21 protein-coding genes and 2 riboswitches are annotated in these 19,030 nt (G+C 52.5%); of the genes, 9 read left to right on the plus strand and 12 right to left on the minus strand.

From position 1 onward, the window contains the following. Positions 1-7: 7 nt before the first annotated feature. Entirely contained in the window at positions 8-388 is a 381-nt protein-coding gene (locus EVJ33_RS07340) for a VOC family protein (RefSeq protein WP_131435854.1), read from the minus strand. A gap of 79 nt (positions 389-467) precedes the next feature. Between EVJ33_RS07340 and EVJ33_RS07345 the strand changes: the two genes are divergently transcribed. Further along, positions 468-953: a GNAT family N-acetyltransferase gene (locus tag EVJ33_RS07345; protein WP_131435856.1), complete on the plus strand. Its 486-nt coding sequence runs from the start codon at positions 468-470 to the stop codon at positions 951-953. Positions 954-962: 9 nt separating this feature from the next. On the opposite strand, the gene EVJ33_RS07350 is transcribed toward EVJ33_RS07345, so the two are convergent. From EVJ33_RS07350 to mtnK, 5 genes are read right to left on the minus strand one after another with little or no spacing between them, the layout of a single operon-like run. Continuing rightward, positions 963-1,964: an ABC transporter permease gene (locus EVJ33_RS07350; protein WP_131435858.1), complete on the minus strand. Its 1,002-nt coding sequence runs from the start codon at positions 1,962-1,964 to the stop codon at positions 963-965. Between the two features lies 1 nt (position 1,965). Then, positions 1,966-3,339, minus strand: a complete 1,374-nt coding sequence (locus tag EVJ33_RS07355; RefSeq protein WP_131435860.1) for a sugar ABC transporter ATP-binding protein — start codon at positions 3,337-3,339, stop codon at positions 1,966-1,968. Between the two features lie 17 nt (positions 3,340-3,356). After that, positions 3,357-4,415 carry a sugar ABC transporter substrate-binding protein gene (locus EVJ33_RS07360; protein WP_131435862.1) on the minus strand — a complete coding sequence of 353 codons (1,059 nt, stop codon included), beginning with the start codon at positions 4,413-4,415 and terminating at the stop codon, positions 3,357-3,359. Beyond that, the gene (gene mtnA / locus EVJ33_RS07365) at positions 4,408-5,442 is read right to left on the minus strand and encodes an S-methyl-5-thioribose-1-phosphate isomerase (protein WP_131435864.1); all 1,035 of its coding nucleotides are present in this window, start codon (positions 5,440-5,442) and stop codon (positions 4,408-4,410) included. Before mtnA ends, EVJ33_RS07360 begins: the two co-directional genes overlap by 8 nt. Continuing rightward, the gene (mtnK, locus tag EVJ33_RS07370; protein ID WP_131435866.1) at positions 5,439-6,593 is read right to left on the minus strand and encodes an S-methyl-5-thioribose kinase; all 1,155 of its coding nucleotides are present in this window, start codon (positions 6,591-6,593) and stop codon (positions 5,439-5,441) included. Before mtnK ends, mtnA begins: the two co-directional genes overlap by 4 nt. An 81-nt stretch (positions 6,594-6,674) precedes the next feature. Continuing rightward, positions 6,675-6,777, minus strand: a riboswitch (SAM riboswitch). 205 nt (positions 6,778-6,982) lie between these two features. After that, a riboswitch (SAM riboswitch) is annotated at positions 6,983-7,084 on the plus strand. Positions 7,085-7,154: 70 nt separating this feature from the next. Between mtnK and EVJ33_RS07375 the strand changes: the two genes are divergently transcribed. The 4 genes from EVJ33_RS07375 to EVJ33_RS07390 are packed head-to-tail and all read left to right on the plus strand — an operon-like array spanning position 7,155 to position 10,120. Beyond that, complete coding sequence (locus EVJ33_RS07375; RefSeq protein WP_131435868.1) at positions 7,155-8,312, plus strand: 2,3-diketo-5-methylthiopentyl-1-phosphate enolase; 1,158 nt, start codon at positions 7,155-7,157, stop codon at positions 8,310-8,312. Beyond that, the gene (locus tag EVJ33_RS07380) at positions 8,309-8,959 is read left to right on the plus strand and encodes a 2-hydroxy-3-keto-5-methylthiopentenyl-1-phosphate phosphatase (protein ID WP_131435870.1); all 651 of its coding nucleotides are present in this window, start codon (positions 8,309-8,311) and stop codon (positions 8,957-8,959) included. Before EVJ33_RS07375 ends, EVJ33_RS07380 begins: the two co-directional genes overlap by 4 nt. After that, positions 8,956-9,573: a methylthioribulose 1-phosphate dehydratase gene (locus EVJ33_RS07385; protein ID WP_131435872.1), complete on the plus strand. Its 618-nt coding sequence runs from the start codon at positions 8,956-8,958 to the stop codon at positions 9,571-9,573. The genes EVJ33_RS07380 and EVJ33_RS07385 overlap by 4 nt, the downstream gene beginning before the upstream one ends. 13 nt (positions 9,574-9,586) lie before the next feature. After that, positions 9,587-10,120: a 1,2-dihydroxy-3-keto-5-methylthiopentene dioxygenase gene (locus EVJ33_RS07390; protein ID WP_021066014.1), complete on the plus strand. Its 534-nt coding sequence runs from the start codon at positions 9,587-9,589 to the stop codon at positions 10,118-10,120. 381 nt (positions 10,121-10,501) lie between these two features. Here the strand turns inward: EVJ33_RS07390 and EVJ33_RS07395 are convergent, their stop codons facing one another. Next, positions 10,502-11,116, minus strand: a complete 615-nt coding sequence (locus EVJ33_RS07395; RefSeq protein ID WP_131435874.1) for a hypothetical protein — start codon at positions 11,114-11,116, stop codon at positions 10,502-10,504. Between the two features lie 343 nt (positions 11,117-11,459). Then, positions 11,460-12,290: a TerC family protein gene (locus EVJ33_RS07400; RefSeq protein WP_131435876.1), complete on the minus strand. Its 831-nt coding sequence runs from the start codon at positions 12,288-12,290 to the stop codon at positions 11,460-11,462. A 252-nt stretch (positions 12,291-12,542) separates the two neighbouring features. Between EVJ33_RS07400 and folE2 the strand changes: the two genes are divergently transcribed. Further along, entirely contained in the window at positions 12,543-13,451 is a 909-nt protein-coding gene (gene folE2 / locus EVJ33_RS07405; RefSeq protein ID WP_131435878.1) for a GTP cyclohydrolase FolE2, read from the plus strand. A 38-nt stretch (positions 13,452-13,489) separates the two neighbouring features. On the opposite strand, the gene EVJ33_RS07410 is transcribed toward folE2, so the two are convergent. The 3 genes from EVJ33_RS07410 to pta all read right to left on the minus strand — a co-directional run bounded on the left by EVJ33_RS07410 (position 13,490) and on the right by pta (position 15,079). Beyond that, on the minus strand, positions 13,490-13,678 hold the full coding sequence (locus tag EVJ33_RS07410; RefSeq protein WP_131435880.1) for a hypothetical protein: 189 nt from the start codon (positions 13,676-13,678) through the stop codon (positions 13,490-13,492). Next, positions 13,654-13,953: a rhodanese-like domain-containing protein gene (locus EVJ33_RS07415; protein ID WP_131435882.1), complete on the minus strand. Its 300-nt coding sequence runs from the start codon at positions 13,951-13,953 to the stop codon at positions 13,654-13,656. Before EVJ33_RS07415 ends, EVJ33_RS07410 begins: the two co-directional genes overlap by 25 nt. 136 nt (positions 13,954-14,089) lie before the next feature. After that, positions 14,090-15,079, minus strand: a complete 990-nt coding sequence (gene pta, locus EVJ33_RS07420) for a phosphate acetyltransferase (protein ID WP_131435884.1) — start codon at positions 15,077-15,079, stop codon at positions 14,090-14,092. Between the two features lie 338 nt (positions 15,080-15,417). Between pta and hemQ the strand changes: the two genes are divergently transcribed. Next, on the plus strand, positions 15,418-16,197 hold the full coding sequence (hemQ, locus tag EVJ33_RS07425) for a hydrogen peroxide-dependent heme synthase (RefSeq protein ID WP_131435886.1): 780 nt from the start codon (positions 15,418-15,420) through the stop codon (positions 16,195-16,197). A 77-nt stretch (positions 16,198-16,274) separates the two neighbouring features. Beyond that, complete coding sequence (locus EVJ33_RS15520; protein WP_021066006.1) at positions 16,275-16,421, plus strand: hypothetical protein; 147 nt, start codon at positions 16,275-16,277, stop codon at positions 16,419-16,421. Positions 16,422-16,438: 17 nt separating this feature from the next. Here the strand turns inward: EVJ33_RS15520 and EVJ33_RS07430 are convergent, their stop codons facing one another. Continuing rightward, positions 16,439-17,374, minus strand: coding sequence for an ATP-grasp domain-containing protein (locus EVJ33_RS07430; protein ID WP_131435887.1), 936 nt, complete (start codon positions 17,372-17,374; stop codon positions 16,439-16,441). A gap of 154 nt (positions 17,375-17,528) precedes the next feature. Between EVJ33_RS07430 and EVJ33_RS07435 the strand changes: the two genes are divergently transcribed. Further along, a complete protein-coding gene (locus tag EVJ33_RS07435; RefSeq protein WP_131435888.1) occupies positions 17,529-19,025 on the plus strand; it encodes a potassium/proton antiporter in 1,497 nt (498 codons plus the stop codon). The last annotated feature ends 5 nt before the right edge of the window (positions 19,026-19,030 follow it).

A 19,030-nucleotide genomic window follows, 5' to 3' on the forward strand; every position in this document is an offset into this window, starting at 1 on the left:
GGTTTTGTCATGCTGCGAATAGACTGATCAGGTTTCCGTCCGGGTCGATGACGATAGCGTAACGTTGTCCCCAAAACGCATCCCATGGTTCGCGGTGTGAGGCATAGCCGTGCCCAACGATCGCTTCATAGCGCGCATCCAACTCATCCCGACTGTCGCACAAGAAGGCGAGTTCGACCCGGTGTCCCGTCGCCGGCTTCCATTCCCCATACACCGACTCCGCCACTTCGACCGTGTCGAAGGCGAGCCGGACACCGCCGTCATCGACCTCGACGTGCGCTTCCTCATCCATCGCTTCCGGGATCGACAGGCCGAGCAAACGGTAAAAGTCGAGCGCCCGTTTCATGTCTTCGACGACAATTCCAATCATGTCTAACTTGATTCCCATGTGGTCACCTCATTTCCAAAATTGGTCGTACTATAATGAGTGTAGCACTCCATCCTATTCTTGAATCGAGGCAAATCAAATGACCCATCAATTCGCTGTCCTGACCCAACTACAGGCGGAAACGATCGCCTATACGTGGCATTACGAAGGCGAGTATGCGTTTTATGACATGGAGGCCGATCAGGACGATTTGGCCGAATTTTTAGACGTCGAACAGCGCGGACAGTTGGTGTTCGCCATCACGTCCAACGGTGAACTCGTCGGGTTCGTGAGCGTCGTGCAAACGGATGCTGAAACGGTCGATATTGGCCTCGGCATGAAACCCGATTTGACCGGGAACGGGAGCGGACGAACGTTCGTCACATCGATTCTCGACTTCGTCAAAGCGACGTACTCGCCTCGTCGTATCACTTTGTCCGTCGCCGCCTTCAACGTGCGGGCGATCCGTGTCTATGAGACGTGCGGTTTCAAACAGACCGGTTCGTTTCAACAATCGACGAACGGGAGCACGTTCACCTTTATCCAGATGGAACGTCAAGAAAGTCCTCAGAACCAACCGTTCTGAGGACTTTTCCTATGTGAGCTGTTTCTTTTGGATGTATGACAAGCCGAGCGCCGCAATCAAAATCGCGCCTTTGACGATGTCTTGTGCGTAATACGGCACGTCCCACATCGTCAGTCCGTTCAATAAAATGCCAATCAAGATGGCACCGATCAACGTGCCGACGACGTTCGGTCGTCCGGTACCGAAGACGGCGTAGCCAATATAGGCGGCCGCGACGGCGTCCATCAACAGCGGTGCACCGGCCGATACTTGTCCCGTACCGATGCGTGACGCCAAAATGATGCCGCCGATGGCTGCGAACAAGCCGCTCAACACGTAGGCGTACAACTTGATGCGCGTGACGGCGATGCCGGAACGGCGGGCCGCCTCGACGTTCGAGCCGACGTAATAAAACTCGCGACCCGTCTTCGAATACGTCAAAAACAGATGGGCCCCGGCGAAGAAGAGAATCATCAAGATGGCGACGAACGGGATTGGTCCGATCGACCCTTGGCCGATGAACAGGAACGACGGGATAAAACGTCCTGGCGCCGTCCCTCCCTCAATCGGCATGTTGTCGTAAATCGAGAACCCTCTCGTGTACGTCAACTGGACCCCATTGATGACGTACATGATGGCGAGCGTCGCGAGCAAGTCCGGTAAGCGGAACTTGATCGTCACGAGCGCGTTCAACAACCCGACGAGCACACCGAGTGCAAGTGGGACGAGCAAGGCGACGAGCAGTTCTTGACTATGTAACACGAGACTCGACGCCGCCCCAATCGTTGCGAGGCTCGCCGTCGATCCGACCGATAAGTCGAATCCGCCGACGATGAGCGAGAACGTCACCCCGAGGGCGAGCAGCGAGACGATTGATACGGACTTGATGATGTCGCTGAAGTTCGCATACGTCAAAAACTGGTCGTTCGTCACACCGAAGACGGCGATGAGTGCGAGAATCGCGAACAATGTCCCGTATTGACCGATGCCGTTGAAACGTTTCGTGCGTTGCTTGATGACGAGTTGGGCCATGTTAGACGCCTCCTTTCTGTTGCCAACGGCCGCGGTCGAGCCAAAGCGTCCGGTTGGCGATCAATTCTAATTCATTCGGTTCACTCGAGGTGAAGATGACCGTCTTCCCGTCTTTGGCAAGACGGGTGACGAGTTCATAAATATCGCGTTTCGCCGTCACGTCGACGCCTTTCGTCGGTTCGTCGAGCAAATAAACATCGCGGTCCTCGAGGAGCCACTTGCTGAGGACGATTTTTTGTTGATTCCCCCCGCTCAGCTCCCGGACCGGTTGCCCGACCTGGTCGTATTTCACTCGCAGCGAGGCCAAGACGCGCGTGACCGCGTTCGCCTTCCCTTCAATCGCGAGGACGTTCCGTTCAATCGAATCGTCAAGGAAAAGTCCCTGTTTTCGGCGTTCTTCCGGTACGAGGGCGAATCCGGATCGGACCGCCTGATGCGGTTCGCGAATGTTGAGCGGTTTCCCGTCCAATGTGATGCGTTGCTTGACACCGGAGAGACCGAACAGCGCCTCGATCAACTCCGTCTTCCCGCTCCCGGTGACGCCGCCGATCCCGACGACTTCGCCTTTATATGCGGTGAGTGACAACTCGGTCCCGAATGTCGGGAGTGTGAGCTCCGCCCGGATTCGTTCGTCCGTTCCCGGTGTCGCCTTTGCCACTGCGGTCGTCATACCGGCCCCACTGAGATAGGCGTGGATGTCCTCGTCAGACAACGGCTGAAACGGACCTTCGTAGGCGATGCGACCATCTCGGAGGAATGTCGAAGTCGTGGTGACGCGTGACAATTCGTCCGAACGGTGGGTGATGAGAAGAATACCGACGCCTTCCTCTGCGAGCGACTGCAATAGCGCGAGTAGTGACGCCGCATCATCCGTCGACAAGGCGGCCGTCGGTTCGTCGAGCAAGAGGTAGGTCGCATCACTCGCGAGCGCCCGGGCAATCAAGATACGTTGTTTGACACTGAGCGGGAAACGGCCGACCGGTTCGGTCACGTCAATCTCTAGTCCGACGCGTTCCAAGTAGGTGATTGCTCGCCGTTTTAGTTCGCGAGGACGAATCCGTTCGATCGTCTGCCACGGGACGACGTTCTCATAGACAGGTAAATCAAGATAAAGGGCGTCATCGACTTCTTGTGACACCGTGATGACCCCAAGGCGAATCGCCTCGGCCGGTGTGAGTGTGATTGCCGCTTCGTCGAGCTCGACCGTCCCGGACGTCGGGATGATGGCGCCACTCAACAGCTTCACGAGCGTGCTCTTTCCGGCCCCGTTCAACCCGAGCAAACCGTGCACCTCACCACGTCGAAGGGTGAAGGTGACATCGTCGAGTACCGTGACGTCACCGTAGCGTTTCGTGACGCGTTCAAGCCGTAACATCAGTCCGTCCCTTTCATTCAGTCCGACCAGGCCGCGTCGGATGCGCCCCAGTTCGGGACGTATTGGCCGAGGTCGTCCATCGTCACTTTCTCGTCCGGCAAGACGTCACGGTCGACGAGGTACGGGTCGACCGAATGAATCGACGGCGTCTCTTCACCGGCTAATTTTTGATACGCGTAACGAACTTGGATCCGTCCAATTTCAGCCGGATCGGTCGCCGCCGTCACTTTCCACGGGCTGCCGTCCTCTTGCATGAGCTGAAGGTCTTCATCACTCAAATCGATTCCATAGACGGCGATTTCATCACGTCCCGCTTGTTTGATGGCACGGCTCGCCCCTTTGGCGAACTCATCCCACATGGCGAACACGGCATCGATTTCGCCTTCCGGATACTTCTTCAAAATCGCTTCCATCTGGCTCTGTGTGTCGAGCGCCGTATTGTTCGTCGCCGAACCGAACTTGGCGACTTCCGTGATGCCCGGGTAACGTTTCAAGAACGCATCATAAATCGTGTGGCGTCGTTCCATCGGTGTGAAGCCACCGACCCAAATCGTGACGATGTTTCCTTCACCGTCCAAATCTTCGGCGAGTGCCTTGAGCGAACGCCAAGCGAGCGAATAGTCGTCTTGGTCGATGACCGTCACCCCTTCGTTCGTCAAATCGTTGTCGAACGCGACGACTTTAATCCCTTTGTCGAGTGCGCGTTGGACCGGTTCTTTCAGCGCATCGGCGCGGCCATGGTCAATCAAGATGACATCGACCCCTTGTGTTGTCGCCGTATCGACGTAGCTCGCCATCTTCGACAGATCGTTGTCGGCGTTGTACACTTTCACGTTGCCGCCGAACGATTCGACTTGTTCCGTCACCCCATCGATATACTGTGACGAGAACGTCCCAATCGACATCTGCATAATGAGGGCGACATCGATGTCTTTCGGCAACGTCCCGTTCGAAGCTGAGACAGGTTTCGTCTCCGGCGTCTTCTCGGCCGGCTTCGATGTGGCCGCTTGCTCGTTTGTGCAACCGACGAGCGCCAAGACGAATGTGAATAATAAAATCAAGATTTTTTTAGACATGGATCGTTCCTCCTACATGTTGTGTGATGGCGGCCTCTGTCGGCTCGAACACACCCGCCTCGGTGATGAGTCCAGTGATGAGGTCTGGCGTGGTGACGTCGAACGCCGGATTGAAGACGGTGATGCCGACAGGTGCCGTCGGTTGACCGCCGATGTGGGTGACTTCTAACGGGTTCCGCTCCTCGATTTCAATCGTATCGTCTGCCGTCAAATCGAACGTCGAATGCGGCGCCGCGACGTAGAACGGAATGCCGTAATGCTTGGCGAGAACGGCGAGCTGCAACGTTCCAATCTTATTGGCGACGTGACCCGTCCGTGTGATCCGGTCAGCTCCGACGATGATGGCGTCGACTCGTTTTGACTGAATCGTCCAAGCCGCCATATTGTCGGTGATGAGCGTCACGTCGATATCAGCACGATCGAGCTCCCAGACCGTGAGGCGTGCCCCTTGAAGGAGCGGTCGTGTCTCACAGGCGAAGACGTTGAAGGATACACCGCGTTCTTTCCCGACATAAAATGGCGCGAGCGCCGTGCCGTAACGCGATGTCGCGATTGCACCGGCGTTACAGATCGTCAACACGTTCCCCCCGGCCGGCAACACCGTCAGTGCATGCTCGCCAATGGCCCGATACGTGTCAACGTCCCGGTCGTACAACGCGATGGCGCGTCGTTTGATTTCCTCGGCGATCGCTTCAAAGTCGTCCCCGACGTTCAAGTCGAGGAGCGACTCGATCACATTTTGAAGATTGACCGCCGTCGGACGTGTCGCGACCAACCGACGGCCGACGAGGTCGAGGCGACGCGTGAAGTCCGGGTCGTCGACTAACCGACCCGCCTCTTTGGCGAGGACGAACGCCCCGAAGTAAGCGATGGCCGGGGCACCTCGGACTTGGAGCGTCTCGATGGCATGTTCGGCCTGTTCGAGCGTCTCGATCGTGACGTAGCGTTCTTCATGCGGTAATAACGTCTGATCCAATACGATGAGTTCGTCCGTTTGCGAATTAAAGCGGATGTTTTGTACCGTCATACGCGCACCCCCGACAAAAGCGTCACTAAGTCGTCAATCGATTCGACGTTATGGCGTTCTTTAATGAGCGCTGTCCCGAGGGCGAGCGCGTCACGTTTTCGTTCAAGACGCGTCGCTTCCGGCAACGTCTCGAGATCGGCGACGCCGGCGAGCCCGATGGCACGACGAATGAGCTCGCAACCGGCGTAGCCGATCGTGTCGCTGAAGATCGTCCGCAACAACTCGTCGACAAAACCAATCGTGTTGAATGGCTCGACGGCGCGCTCAAAGTTGGCCCGGAACGTCTTCTCAAACGTCTCCCACACCGTCAAGACGTCCGTGAAACGCTCGAAGCGCTTAAGTGGGTCATGGAATGTCGATAGCGTCAAATGAGCGACGATTTGCCCGATATCGAAACCGAACGGTCCGTAAAACGCGAACTCCGGATCGATAATCTTCGTCTCTTGTTGGGTCGCAAAGATGCTACCCGTATGTAAGTCTCCATGCAGGAGTGCCTCATGTTTTGTGACAAAGCCGACTTTCAGTTTCGTCACCTCGACTTTGAGCGCCTGGTCTTCCCAAAGTCGCTCGACGTCGTCTCGTAGTGCCGCTTCGATATTATTCGACTCCGCGTCTTTGAACGGATCGGTGAAGATGAGTTTCTCGGTGATGTCACACAGTTCCGGGTTATAATAGTCACGTTCAATCCGCTTCTTCGCGATCGGTCCGGCCGCGTAATCCGACGTCGCGAACAGCGTCTCGCCTAAAAATTCACCAACATGGCGGGCCAGTTCAGGATACGTTTTCCCTTCCAAATAGCCTGTCCGAACGATATCAAAATCTGACAGATCCTCTAAAATCGTGTAGGCGAGCGTGCGGTCACTACCAAGCACGATTGGCACGAAACGAGGGACGACGTTGGCGAATTCGCGCAACGCCAACTGCTCAATCCACGCCCGTTCAAGTGTGAGCGGCCAACTTTCACCGACGACTTTCGCATACGGGAGCGCCTGTTTGACGACGAGACTCGTTTCGCCTTGTCGGATGCGGAACACGAGGTTCAAATTGCCGTCCCCGATCTCTTCGCAATGCGTGATGCCTCCGTCTTCGATTAACCCCAACGTTTTCACATGCTCGACGACGGTCTGTTCTGTAAATGGTTGATATGACATGATGTTTTCCCCTTCCTGTACGTTGCCCACAAAAAAAGCCCCTTTCTCCGCGAGAAAGAGGCACAGCCAAATTGGTTGTTCCTCTCATCTGTCAGACATTCGTCTGGTGGATGTAGCACCGTGCCTAGTGGTCGGTTGCTGCGGCGTCATCGGGCCAATTCCCTCTGCCAACTCGCGATAAGAGTGGTTTATTCGATTCGGTGAACTTATGTGATGAATATTACGGACTCGACGTCACGATTGTCAACGTCATTTTCCCGACAAAACTCCGTCTTTTTTTGTGCATATATGGAAACAACTTCCCAAAATATTTTTTTTGGAAAAAAAGGAATTGACGACATGGCGATTCTGTGCAAAAATTCAATTAAATTTCACAACTTCAAATCACATTCTTATCAAGAGCAGACGGAGGGACGAGCCCGATGATGTCGCAGCAACCGACCAGAGATGGCACGGTGCTAATTCTTGCAGCGAAAGCTGAGAGATAAGAGTTCATTTTTTATGATGACCTCTTGCCTCGGCATGGGGTCATTTTTTGTTTGCCTGGAAGGAGGAACTTTTTTGAGTATCACTGCTACATATGAAATCAAACGAACGGACGCGGTTGCGGCCGTCGCTGACAAAATCGCCCTCGAGCTGACCGTCGGCACATGGACGGAGCTGCCTCACTTAGAGCAAGAGCAGTTACAGGCGTACCGTGGTGAGGTCGTCTCGACATCTCATACAGACACAACGAGCCGCTTCACGATCCGCTATCCGTTACATAATGTCAGCCCTGACTTCTCATCCATCTTGACGACGACGTTCGGGAAACTGTCCCTCGACGATTCGATTCGGTTAATCGACTTGACGTTGCCCGAGACGCTCGCTCCCGATTTCAAGGGCGCTAAATTCGGTGTCGACGGGATTCGCGAGTTACTCGGTGTCCATGATCGTCCGCTCGTCATGAGCATCTTCAAAGGCGTCATCGGGCGAGATCTCGCGTTTCTCGAGCAGCAACTCCGCGTTCAATTCGCCGGTGGGATTGATATCGTCAAAGACGACGAGATTTTATACGACAACCCGCTCACCCCGTCGCTCGAACGGGCCCGGATTGGAGCGGACGTCATTCAAGCCCACTTCGAGACGACCGGGAAGCGTGTCCTCTACGCCATCACGTTGAGCGGCCCGGTGTTCGGTCTGCGTGACCAGGCGCGTCGACTCATCGAGGCGGGTGCGACAGCACTCCTGTTCAACGTCTATACGTACGGTCTCGACACATTGCGCGAACTCGCGAACGACCCAGACATCCGCGTGCCGATTTTGGCGCATCCGGCCTTTGCCGGCGCCTTGACCGGTTCAATCCGTCATTCGCTCTTGCTCGGTAAACTCCCTCGCCTCGCCGGTGCCGATTTGACGCTCTTCCCGTCTCCGTACGGCTCGCTCGCGACACCGCGTGACGAGGCGTTCGCGATTCGTGACAAGAGCGCCGAACCGCATTGGTCGAAACCGATTTTACCGGTCCCGTCAGCCGGGATTCATCCGGGACTCGTCAAAGACATCATCCGTGATTTCGGAACGAATGTCGTCATCAACGCCGGCGGTGGCATTCACGGTCACCCGGACGGTGCAGCCGCCGGGGCTCGCGCTTTCCGGCAAGCAATCGACCACGTCCTCGGTCAAACTGAGGGACAGTCGGACGAACTCGATACCGCGTTGAAGGCATGGGCACAACGATGACGGTCCATATTCTCTGCGACTTCGACGGGACGATCACAGCGGAAGACAATATCATTGCCTTAATGAAGGCGTTCGCCCCGCCCGATTGGGTCGAGTTGAAAGATGCGGTCCTTGAGCAGCGGATGTCGATTCGCTCCGGGGTCGGGCAAATGTTCGCATTGCTCCCGAGTACGGACGCCGAGACGTATCGCGACTATTTGTTGAATCGTATCACCGTGCGTCAAGGATTTCCGGACTTACTCGCACAAGTGGAAGCACACGGCTGGAAGTTTGACGTCGTCAGCGGCGGGATGGACTTTTTCGTCCATCCGATCTTAGACGGTCACGTCGACCCAGAACACATTTACTGTAACGTTGCCGACTTCTCCGCTGAGACGGTCACCGTCGCTTGGCCGCACGCTTGCGACGAGCACTGTACGAACGATTGCGGCTGCTGCAAACCGACGATTGCCCGTCGCATCGTCAATCCCGCTGACCGCTTGATCGTGATTGGTGACTCGGTGACCGACTTCGAGGTCGCGAAGCGTGCCGACTTTGTCTACGCCCGGGGCCAACTCATCACACTCTGTGAGGCAGAAGGGATCGCTTACGCCCCGTTCGAGACGTTTGACGACATCACTCATCATCTGCAGGAGGTGGCCGTATGAGCATCACGACACGTTGGCTCGAACTTGCCGACATTAAAGACGAACTCGCCGCCCGCGACTGGTTCCCCGGAACGAGTGGGAATTTGGCGATTCGTGTCAGTGACGATCCGCTCGAATTTCTCGTCACGGCGAGCGGACGAGATAAACGGAAACGAACACCGGACGACTTCGTTCATGTCGATGCGGCCGGACGTTTGATTGGAGAACAGAACGGTCGGCCATCCGCTGAGACGCTGCTCCACGTCGAGGTGTTCAATCGCACCGAGGCGGCCTGTTCGCTCCATGTCCATACGATTGACAATAACGTCATCTCCGAGCTCCATGCCGCTACCGGCGAAGTCGTCTTCACCGGTCAAGAAATCATCAAGGCGCTTGACTTCTGGGACGAGGACGCGGTCGTCCGCGTCCCAATCATTGAGAACCACGCTGATATCCCGACGCTCGCGGCCGCATTTGCGCCGCATGTCAATACAAGCGCCGGCGCTGTCCTGATTCGCAATCATGGCATCACGGTATGGGGCAAGACCCCGGCCGCGGCCAAACGCTATTTAGAAGCTTACGAATTTTTGTTCAGCTATACATTAAAACTACGCGCCCTAGGCGTCCATTCATAAGGAGGAACCAACCATGGCAACTGTCTATTTCCAACAAACCGAAGAGCGTTACGTCGATCAAACTGAAGTGAGTGCCTTTTTAGAGTCCCGCGGGATTTTGTACGAGCAGTGGGATATCACAAAGCTCCCAGAAAACCTGCAAGAGAACTACCAGTTGACGGACGAGGACAAACAAGCCATCTTGTCGACGTTCCGCGATGAGATTCGCGACGTATCGGAGCGCCGCGGCTACGAGACGGCCGACGTCATTTCATTGTCGGATGCGACGCCGAACTTGGACGAACTGCTCGTCAACTTCCAAAAAGAGCACCATCACACGGATGACGAGGTCCGCTTCATCGTCAGCGGTCATGGTATCTTCGCTATCGACGACGCCGAGCGCGGTTACTTCAACATCGAGCTCAATCCGGGTGACCTCATCTCGGTACCGGTGAACACGCGCCACTACTTCACGCTCCAAGATGACCGCAAAGTCGTCGCCGTCCGGATTTTCGTGACGACGGAAGGATGGGTGCCGATTTACGAGAAACAAGACGTTACGGCATAAAAATAGGTCTCTCGCAGAAATCAATTGTCCAATGTGCAAAGGATGCTTTTAAAAACTTACACTGCTCCAAAGAGATGATTCCTTTACAGGGGTCATCTTTTCATTTTCATTGATAACCATGAAGATTATAGTAGCCGATGGTCTTTCGGATTTAACGTACATATTTGTGCTTAACTGATTTATCTCCTTTGACGTAACTATCTTTTTCGACATCCCAAATTCACTTCCGATATGAGTTAGTACCGTGTACAGTTCACTTCGATTTCAGGTCTTTTTCTTTCCGAAATTCTAAAAAAAAGAAAAGAACCAAGAAGAAAAGATAAAAAACGTCTAAATTCACAATTCTTTTAGTGAATTTAGACGTTTTTAAGAAACAAATTCTCACAAAAAACACTTTTCTACAACGGCATCCATTTCGAAAAATTGATATACAGCTTCAATTTTAGTTTCTCCGAAGCCTTTCTTACCTAAAACGAGTCGGACAGCCTTTTTAATTGCGTTCTTTTGACCTAAACCGAGATTTCTTTGATGTTTGTACGATGTATATACCAACTTAGTAAGTTGCGCTAGACCCCCAAAAGACTTTGCGACGGTTTTAACCTTTAAGATTTTAGCCCAAGGTATGAAATTCAAACCTATTGCTTTTGTAACTGCCCATACACATGCCCCCGAAACCGCCATAGCTCTTACTGATGGTGTCTCTTTTTGAACTGGCATAAATTTAACGAACTCACCGTCGGCGATAAAAATACCCTTCAATTCAGCATTGTGTTCATTAAGCCACTCTACTGAACGTGCAGGACCCTGTTCTGCAATCTCCATAGGTATTTCATCTAATAGTTTTACAAGCGGATCATTTTCATCTGATAGCATTTTTAGAATCTCAGACTGCTGATCTACAGGTTCAGTTGTTTCTGCTCGTGATGCGTGCGGTGAAATACCTAAAACAAGCATCGCAAAAACAATTGTTGAAACGAGTGTTTTTTTGAAAAACATGTTCACTGCTCCCCTTGTTTTTAATTTTCATGCATGTTTAAAATAATATAAGAAAACAAAAAAAGGAAGTGTTCTTATGGGGAAAAATGCTATAAAATACTTTTTTTCGGTAATTTTGTTGCTAATTGTGGTTGTCAACTTTCTCAACGGCAGGATAATTAACAATCCACAAATCATCTTAGTAACTAATATCTCGTTAGTGTTAGCCGCTTTATTTTTTATTGGCTTAAGATTTTCGAAAAGAACCAACAAATAAAAAAACGGGTGCCGATTTACGAAAAACAAGACGTAACTGTCTAACCAAAAAATCCTGTCTCACGCTTATGCGCGAGACAGGATTTTTTTAATGTTTGACCGCTGTCGGTTTTGACGAGAACCAGCCCCATAAAGCAATCCCAACCATGACCGACCAGAAGAATAACGTCCAACCTAGCGAGTGGACAAAACCGTCTGGAAGACCCATGAACGCGAACGGTGTGCCGGCAATCAACTCTTTAAAGCCTGGATGCTCAAGAACGAGTACCGTCAACTTCACACCGACCCAACCGACGATGATAAAGGCGGCTGTCTCAAGTGTCGGACGTTGATGCAACAACTTGACGAAAACGCGAGCGGCGAAACGCATCAAGATGACCCCGATGAGTCCACCTGTCAAGACGACGAAGAACTGACCTGAGTCAATTCCACCGATCTCACCGAGACCGAGTGGCGGCAAGCTGACCGCGAGCGCGACCGCTGCGAGAATCGAATCGACCGCGAAGGCGATATCGGCGAACTCGACTTTCGCGACCGTCCACCAGAACTCTTTCTTCGTGACCGGCTTCTCCGTGATGGCCGTCTCTTCTTTCGCCTCAGCGGCGAGATCTTGTTTCGGATCCATCTTACGGGCCTTATAGGTCATATACAGGTGCCGTGCACTCATTCCGATCAAGTAAAGCGCACCGAGCGCCTGGACTTGCCAGACGTTAATCAAGAACGAGATCAAGAACAATGCGATGAAGCGGAAAACGAACGCTCCGAGTAATCCGTAAAAGAGTGCCTTCTTCTGCTCTGTCCGCGGCAAATGCTTGACCATGACGGCCAAGACGAGTGCGTTGTCTGCAGAAAGCAGCCCTTCAAGACCGACGAGTACGACGATGATCCAGGCGTACTGCAGGATTAACTGCCAATCCATTAAAACATCCCCTTTTGTTTGTGTTCCTTCATATTTAATAGTGATCTATTTTTTAAGTTCACAGGAACATTCTATTCCCGTACGTAAATTAAATCAATCTTCTTTTCTTCAATATCTGAAGTTTTTTTTCGCAAAACAGGTTCACAGCATGTTCGCGAAGCAAAATGATACCCAGTTTGCATCCATTTCGTGATAAAATCCTAACAAGAACGAGTGGCGGTCATTAGCCCTCTTAAAAAGGAGAATCCGATTATGTCTACAAGCCATGTCGCTTTACCTACTAAAGCAGAACGACATAAACTATTCGGCTCGGTCCCGCCGGTCAAAGGCACGAAACCGACAGAAAAAGATAAAATGGTAGATCTTCAAAATACACCGAAGAACTTCTTGTTCGCACTCGACAGTGTCGGGATCTCGAACGTCAAACATCCCGTCAACATCGAAACACCGGACGGGATCCAAGCGACGGTCGCTACGTTTGAATTGACGACATCACTCGTCCAAGATCGTAAAGGCATTAACATGTCGCGTCTAACGGAGCAGCTCGACGCATATCATACGCAAGGCTGGACATTATCGAACGAGTCGCTCATCGAGTTCGCTCAAGAACTTGCCGAGCGCATGGAACAAACGGAAGGTCAATTGACGGTCCGCTACCCATGGTTCTTCAGCCGGAAAGCACCAGCCACAGGTCTAAGCGGTCTTATGAACGCTGACGTCATGCACAACGTGACGTACAACCTCGAGACGGGGATGGCGAGCGTGACAGTCGGTCTCATCATCAACGTGACGACACTGTGCCCATGTTCAAAAGAAATCAGCGAGTACAGCGCCCATAACCAACGCGGCTACATCACAATCGAAGCAGGTCTAGACGAGACAGCACTTGACGGCTTTGACTGGAGACTTGCACTGCTCGATGCGGCTGAGTCGAACGCGTCGGCACCACTTCACCCGGTCTTGAAACGTCCGGATGAGAAACGTGCGACGGAAATCGCATACGAGAACCCGCGTTTCGTCGAAGATATGGTCCGCTTGATCGCGGCTGACTTATACGAGATGAAACAAGTCGTCAACTTCTTCGTCGAATGTCGCAACGAAGAATCGATTCACCAGCACGACGCGATTGCGTCAATTACGTTCGATAAGCGCGATAACTAAAAAACGAGTGAGGCCCAACCCGGGCTTCACTCGTTTTTCTATAGACTTTGAACGAGTCGAATCGTCAACAACATGACGATGACGATGATCCAGATCACCCAGACGAGTCGCCACTTGTCGCCATCGACTCGTTTGACGAACGTATAGACGGTCAAATAGAGCACAATCAACAGCGGTACGACGACCCATGGATTGTCGAGCATCACGCCTCGATATCGCCGTCCCACGCGAGCATGCCGCCCTCGACGTTGACGACCTTGTGGCCTTCCGACTCCAAATAGTCACCCGCCGTCTGACTGCGGCCGCCTGAACGGCAGATAATATAATAAACGTTGTCTTTCGCGAGTTTGTCTGCCACCGCCGGGAATTCGGATAGTGGATAGAGCGGCACATGCGGAATGTGGCCCGCGTCGTACTCGTCTTGTTCGCGCACGTCGATGATATGGAGCGATTCGCCGTTCTCAAGTTTCTCACGTAATTCGGTTGCATGGATACTTTGCATGGTGGTTCCCCCTTAAAAGTGTTGTCCCCTACTAGTTTACCTCAGTTTCGTGTCAAACAAACGCCAATTGACCGTCGTATCATCGTCACAATGACCATAAAAAAAGCATCCTCCGCTCAGGAAGGATGCTTGCGACTTACGCTTCGTTGCGCTCGTCAATCGCTTGCGCTGCTGTGATGAGCGTCAATTTATAGACGTCCTCTTCGTTACAGCCACGCGACAAGTCGTTGACCGGCTTGTTGAGCCCTTGCAAGATTGGTCCGATTGCTTCGAATCCACCGAAACGTTGAACCATCTTGTAGCCGATGTTTCCGGCTTCGAGGCTTGGGAAGACGAAGACGTTCGCATTCCCGGCCACTTCAGAGCCTGGTGCTTTCTTCGCCGCTACACTCGGTACGAACGCCGCGTCGAATTGAAGTTCGCCGTCGATTGGAAGGTTGGGTGCCTTCTCTTTGGCGAGACGGGTCGCTTCGATGACTTTTTCTGTCTCAGGTGACTTCGCTGAACCTTTTGTCGAGAAGCTGAGGAGCGCGACTTGCGGCTCGATGCCGAACGTCTTCGCTGTCAACGCTGACAAATAGGCGTTCTCGGCGAGGTCAGCCGCGTCCGGTGCGATGTTGATCGCGCAGTCTGAGAAGACGTACTGCTCGTCGTCGCGTACCATGATGAAGACGCCTGACGTCTTTTTGATGCCTGTTTGCATCTTGATGATTTGAAGGGCCGGACGAACCGTGTCGGCTGTCGCGTGCATCGCGCCTGAGACGAGACCTTCCGCTTTCCCTGTGTGGACGAGCATCGTACCGAAGTAGTTCACGTCTGACGACAACAATTCACGTGCCTGTTCCGGTGTCGCTTTGCCTTTACGGCGCTCGACGAACGATTCGACGAGTGTATCGATGTCTTCGTACGTCGCTGGGTCGTATTGCGTCAAACCTGAGATGTCAAAGCCGTGCTTCGTTGCGACCGCTTCGAGTTCAGCTTTTGGTCCGATGACGATCGGTTCGACCATACCGTCATTCTTTAAACGAATAGCTGCGCCGAGGACGCGCTCGTCAACGCCTTCTGGGAAGACGATGGTCGGGCGAATCGGGCTGACTTTTTGTTTCAACGTGTCAAATAGTTTCATAGTGAATGAACTCCTTTTCGATTAGAAGAAATCGGATTTTTTCTCTCTCGGACGCTCTCGTCCATATGCGAGTTTTATTATACACAGTACGTTTTTTAAAATAAACTATTCTGCCCATTTCGTCATAAATCGCTTGAAATCAATCATTATATGGATAGAACAGTTTACAGTTTTCGACTGATACAGGCTATTGTGAAGCCGTTTTCATAAAACTCGCTCTTTACCTCTTTACCCGCCTTGAAGTGTGACTAGCCTCACAACGGCGTCAAATTTGCCAGGCGGTCAATCGTGTATGGTAAAATAGTCAGCGAAGCCTAGTCTCGAAAGGAGTTTTTTTAATGTCAGAACGTCCAACACCAGCACCGACAACCGATACGCAACACGCAGCCGCCACGTTAGACGGTTGGTATACGCTCCATGATTTCCGTTCTATCGATTGGACTCGCTTAAAAACAGTCGATCCAATCGCCCGTCAAGAGATGATTGACGAGTTCGTCGCCTTCCTCGGCTCGCTTGAAGATGTCGAGACACGCGGTGAAGGGAGTCACGCTTTCTACTCGATCCTTGGCCAAAAGGCAGACGTCGTCTTGATGGTCCTTCGTCCGACGTTCAAAGAACTCGAGCAAGTCGAGCTCGCCCTTCGGAAGACAACATTATACGATTACATGATTCCGAGTTACTCCTATGTCTCGGTCATCGAACTCGGCATGTATCGCGGTTCAGGGGACGGTGACCCGTACGAGAATCCACACATCCGGGCCCGCCTCTATCCGACACTCCCGAAAGCAGCCCACATTTGCTTCTACCCGATGAGCAAGGCTCGTCGCGATGGGGACAACTGGTACTCGTTGTCGATGGATGAGCGTAAAGAGCTCATGTATCGACACAGCATGATCGGCCGCAGCTATGCCGGTAAAATCCAACAGTTCATCGGCGGCTCGACCGGTTTCGACGGTTGGGAATGGGGCGTCACGTTGTTCGCAGAAGACTCGCTCCAATTCAAAAAGATCGTCTATGAGATGCGCTTTGACGAAGTCAGTGCCAAATATGGCGAGTTCGGCGATTTTTATGTCGGAAACATCCTTCCTAAAGAAGAACTTGCCACATTCCTCGGGTAAACGAGGTTTACGCGTTCATGCCCTCGGGAATCATTGTTGTAGAAGCAACATTACAATGATCAATGAGGTGAACAACGATGCGCGTGTTCAAGGAATCAGATCGAGACACGGCGAAACGTTTAGATTCGTTCATCGAACGAATGGCACCGACGGCAGAACTAGTCCAACTTCGATTTGAACAACAATTACAACATACACAGCGAAAGGGTCAGGCAAAAGCCTGACCCTTCTTTTTTTGCGTTTATTTCGAAGTGACCGCTAAGGCGTCACCAAGGAATGTCGCGAGCTCGAGCATGCCATACTGTCCTGCTTTCGCTTCGGCGTCTGAATTATAGTTCGTGTTCGTATTGACGTCATACGCGTAGACGTTGCCACCCTCGTCTTCGATGATTTCAATTCCGGCAACCGCAATCTCATTCTTTTGGAGGAACGTCTCCAACTGTTTGATAATCGGGTCATTGAAGCCATCGATGATTTCGAACTTCGCTGGCGGTGTCTCGCCGACCGGGCAAAACTGGTCTTCAATCGAGCAAGCGTCGGCCGGGCAGAGTTCGAAGCCGTCTGACGTATCGACGCGCACCGCGTAAACGAACTTGCCACCGATGAACTCACAGCGTGTGATGAACGGTTTCGGCGCCTCGATATATTGTTGGATGAGCGTAATCCCGTCAATCGACTCCTCGAACGTCGGTCCGTTCACGTATGCCTTCAATGCATCAACGGAATGAAATAACTGAACCCCGAGCCCTTTGCCGGCCCGGTTGTGCTTCGTGATGAATGGCGTCAGTCCGAGCTTCTCGGCCGCCTCGATAATTTGGGCTTTCCCGACAGCTGCAATCGTCTTCGGTACCGGAATTCCCTCTTGGCGGAGCGCCGTATACTGATTGACTTTGCTCACTTCGAGCCGAATCGCGCGTGTGCCGTTGAAGACGGTCCGGCCGTTCGCCTCGAGCCAAGCGAGCACCCCTTCCGTCAACTCCGGCGCGTATCGATGTCCCCGCGTATGCGACGAAGCGCTCATCCGGTTATAAAAGACGCCTTCCGGCGGTTCAGCCGCGATGTCGATGATGCCTTGATCGAGATGCCACAGTTCATAAGGCAGTGACAATTCCTCGAGTCGTCGGACGAGATGGTCCGTCCACTCATTGTTTTCATGGAGCACGTGAATTTTAGCCATGTGAATCCCCCTTTTGATTTCCCCTACTTTACCACATCCATATCCGATTATTCCAATGTACATAATTAACGATGCGTTGATTCTTAATTCATAACCATTTCATGGTATAATGAACTTAATAATACATGCGAATAGTTACGTGAAGAAGGAAGTGATGTGTTTGACCGCACCGATTTTGAGTACTGATATTTTGATTCTGTTATTTGGTCTGCTCCTTGTCGCCGGGGTGTTGGCCACACGCGTATCGACTCGTTTTGGCTTGCCTGCCTTGATTTTATTTATGGGGATCGGCATGTTGATGGGTAGCGATATCACCGGTTTGATTTTCTTCGATGACACCAATCTCGCCCAAATGATCGGGGTCGCCGCACTCGTCGTCATTTTGTTCGAAGGTGGCTTGCAGACGAAATGGTCGTCGATCCGAAGCGTCCTCGCCCCGTCCGCTTCACTCGCCACCATCGGCGTCTTGTTGACGACCGGGCTCGTCGCCGTGGCCGTTCGTTTCGTATTTGGTTTCGACTGGATTGAATCTTTCCTGTTCGGCGCGATTATCGGTTCAACCGATGCAGCTGCCGTCTTTGCCGCTTTCAAAGGAAAGAATATCTCGCCTAAAGTTGGCGCGACACTCGAAGCCGAGTCCGGCACGAATGACCCGATGGCGATGTTTTTGACGATTCTCGCCCTCGATTTCATGTTGAAGCCCGACACGACGATTTGGGACGGTCTTTGGATGTTCGTCCTACAAATCATCGTCGGAGCGTTCGTCGGTTACATGCTCGGCAACTTATCCCGTCTCATGCTCAACCACTTGCGACTCGAATCGAGTGGCCTGCACGCCGTCCTGATGATTTCGATGGCTTTTATGACGTATGGTGTCGCCGCCTACTTTGCAGGCAGCGGCCTACTCGCCGTCTACCTCGCCGCGATGATCGTCGGGAATGCGCATACAGCCCATGAAGTAACGATTGTTCAATTTTCCGAGGCACTCGCCTGGATCATGCAAATCATCATGTTCGTCATCCTCGGCCTTCTCGTCTTCCCGAGACAGTTGCTTGACCCTGACCTCATTTGGAAAGGCTTGTTGATTTCGTTCATCTTGATGTTTATTGCCCGGCCAATCGCCGTTTATTTATCAACGATCACCATGGAATTCACGAACAAGGAGAAGTTGTTCATCTCTTGGGCCGGACTGAAAGGTGCCGTCCCAATCGTCCTCGCCACGTTCCCACTCATCGCTGGAATCGATAACAGTCAGATTATCTTCAATGCCGTCTTCTTTGTCGTCGTAACAAGCGCCTTGATTCAAGGGACGACACTGACGCCACTCGCGGCGAAGCTCGATTTGCTCGGACCTGATAAAATCCGCTCGCCGTATACGATCGCACTCGTGTCGAGCAAACAGTCACAACATCAGCTCGTTCCATACGTGGCGACCGAGGAATCTTCGATGATTGGAAAGACGCTCGCCGATATCACGTTGCCACCGAACACGGTCGTGAATGCGATCGTCCGTCAAGACTATCTCATCCCGCCGACGGGACAGACGAAAATCGAGCCGGGCGACTTATTATACGTCCTCGCCTCGACGTATCGTCACGATCAGCTCGACCGAAAATTCGGTGAAGATGGTTTGGAACGCGTCGAATTATGATTATC

Origin of the sequence: Exiguobacterium sp. SL-10 (genome assembly GCF_004337025.1) — a bacterium.
Taxonomy (GTDB): domain Bacteria; phylum Bacillota; class Bacilli; order Exiguobacteriales; family Exiguobacteriaceae; genus Exiguobacterium.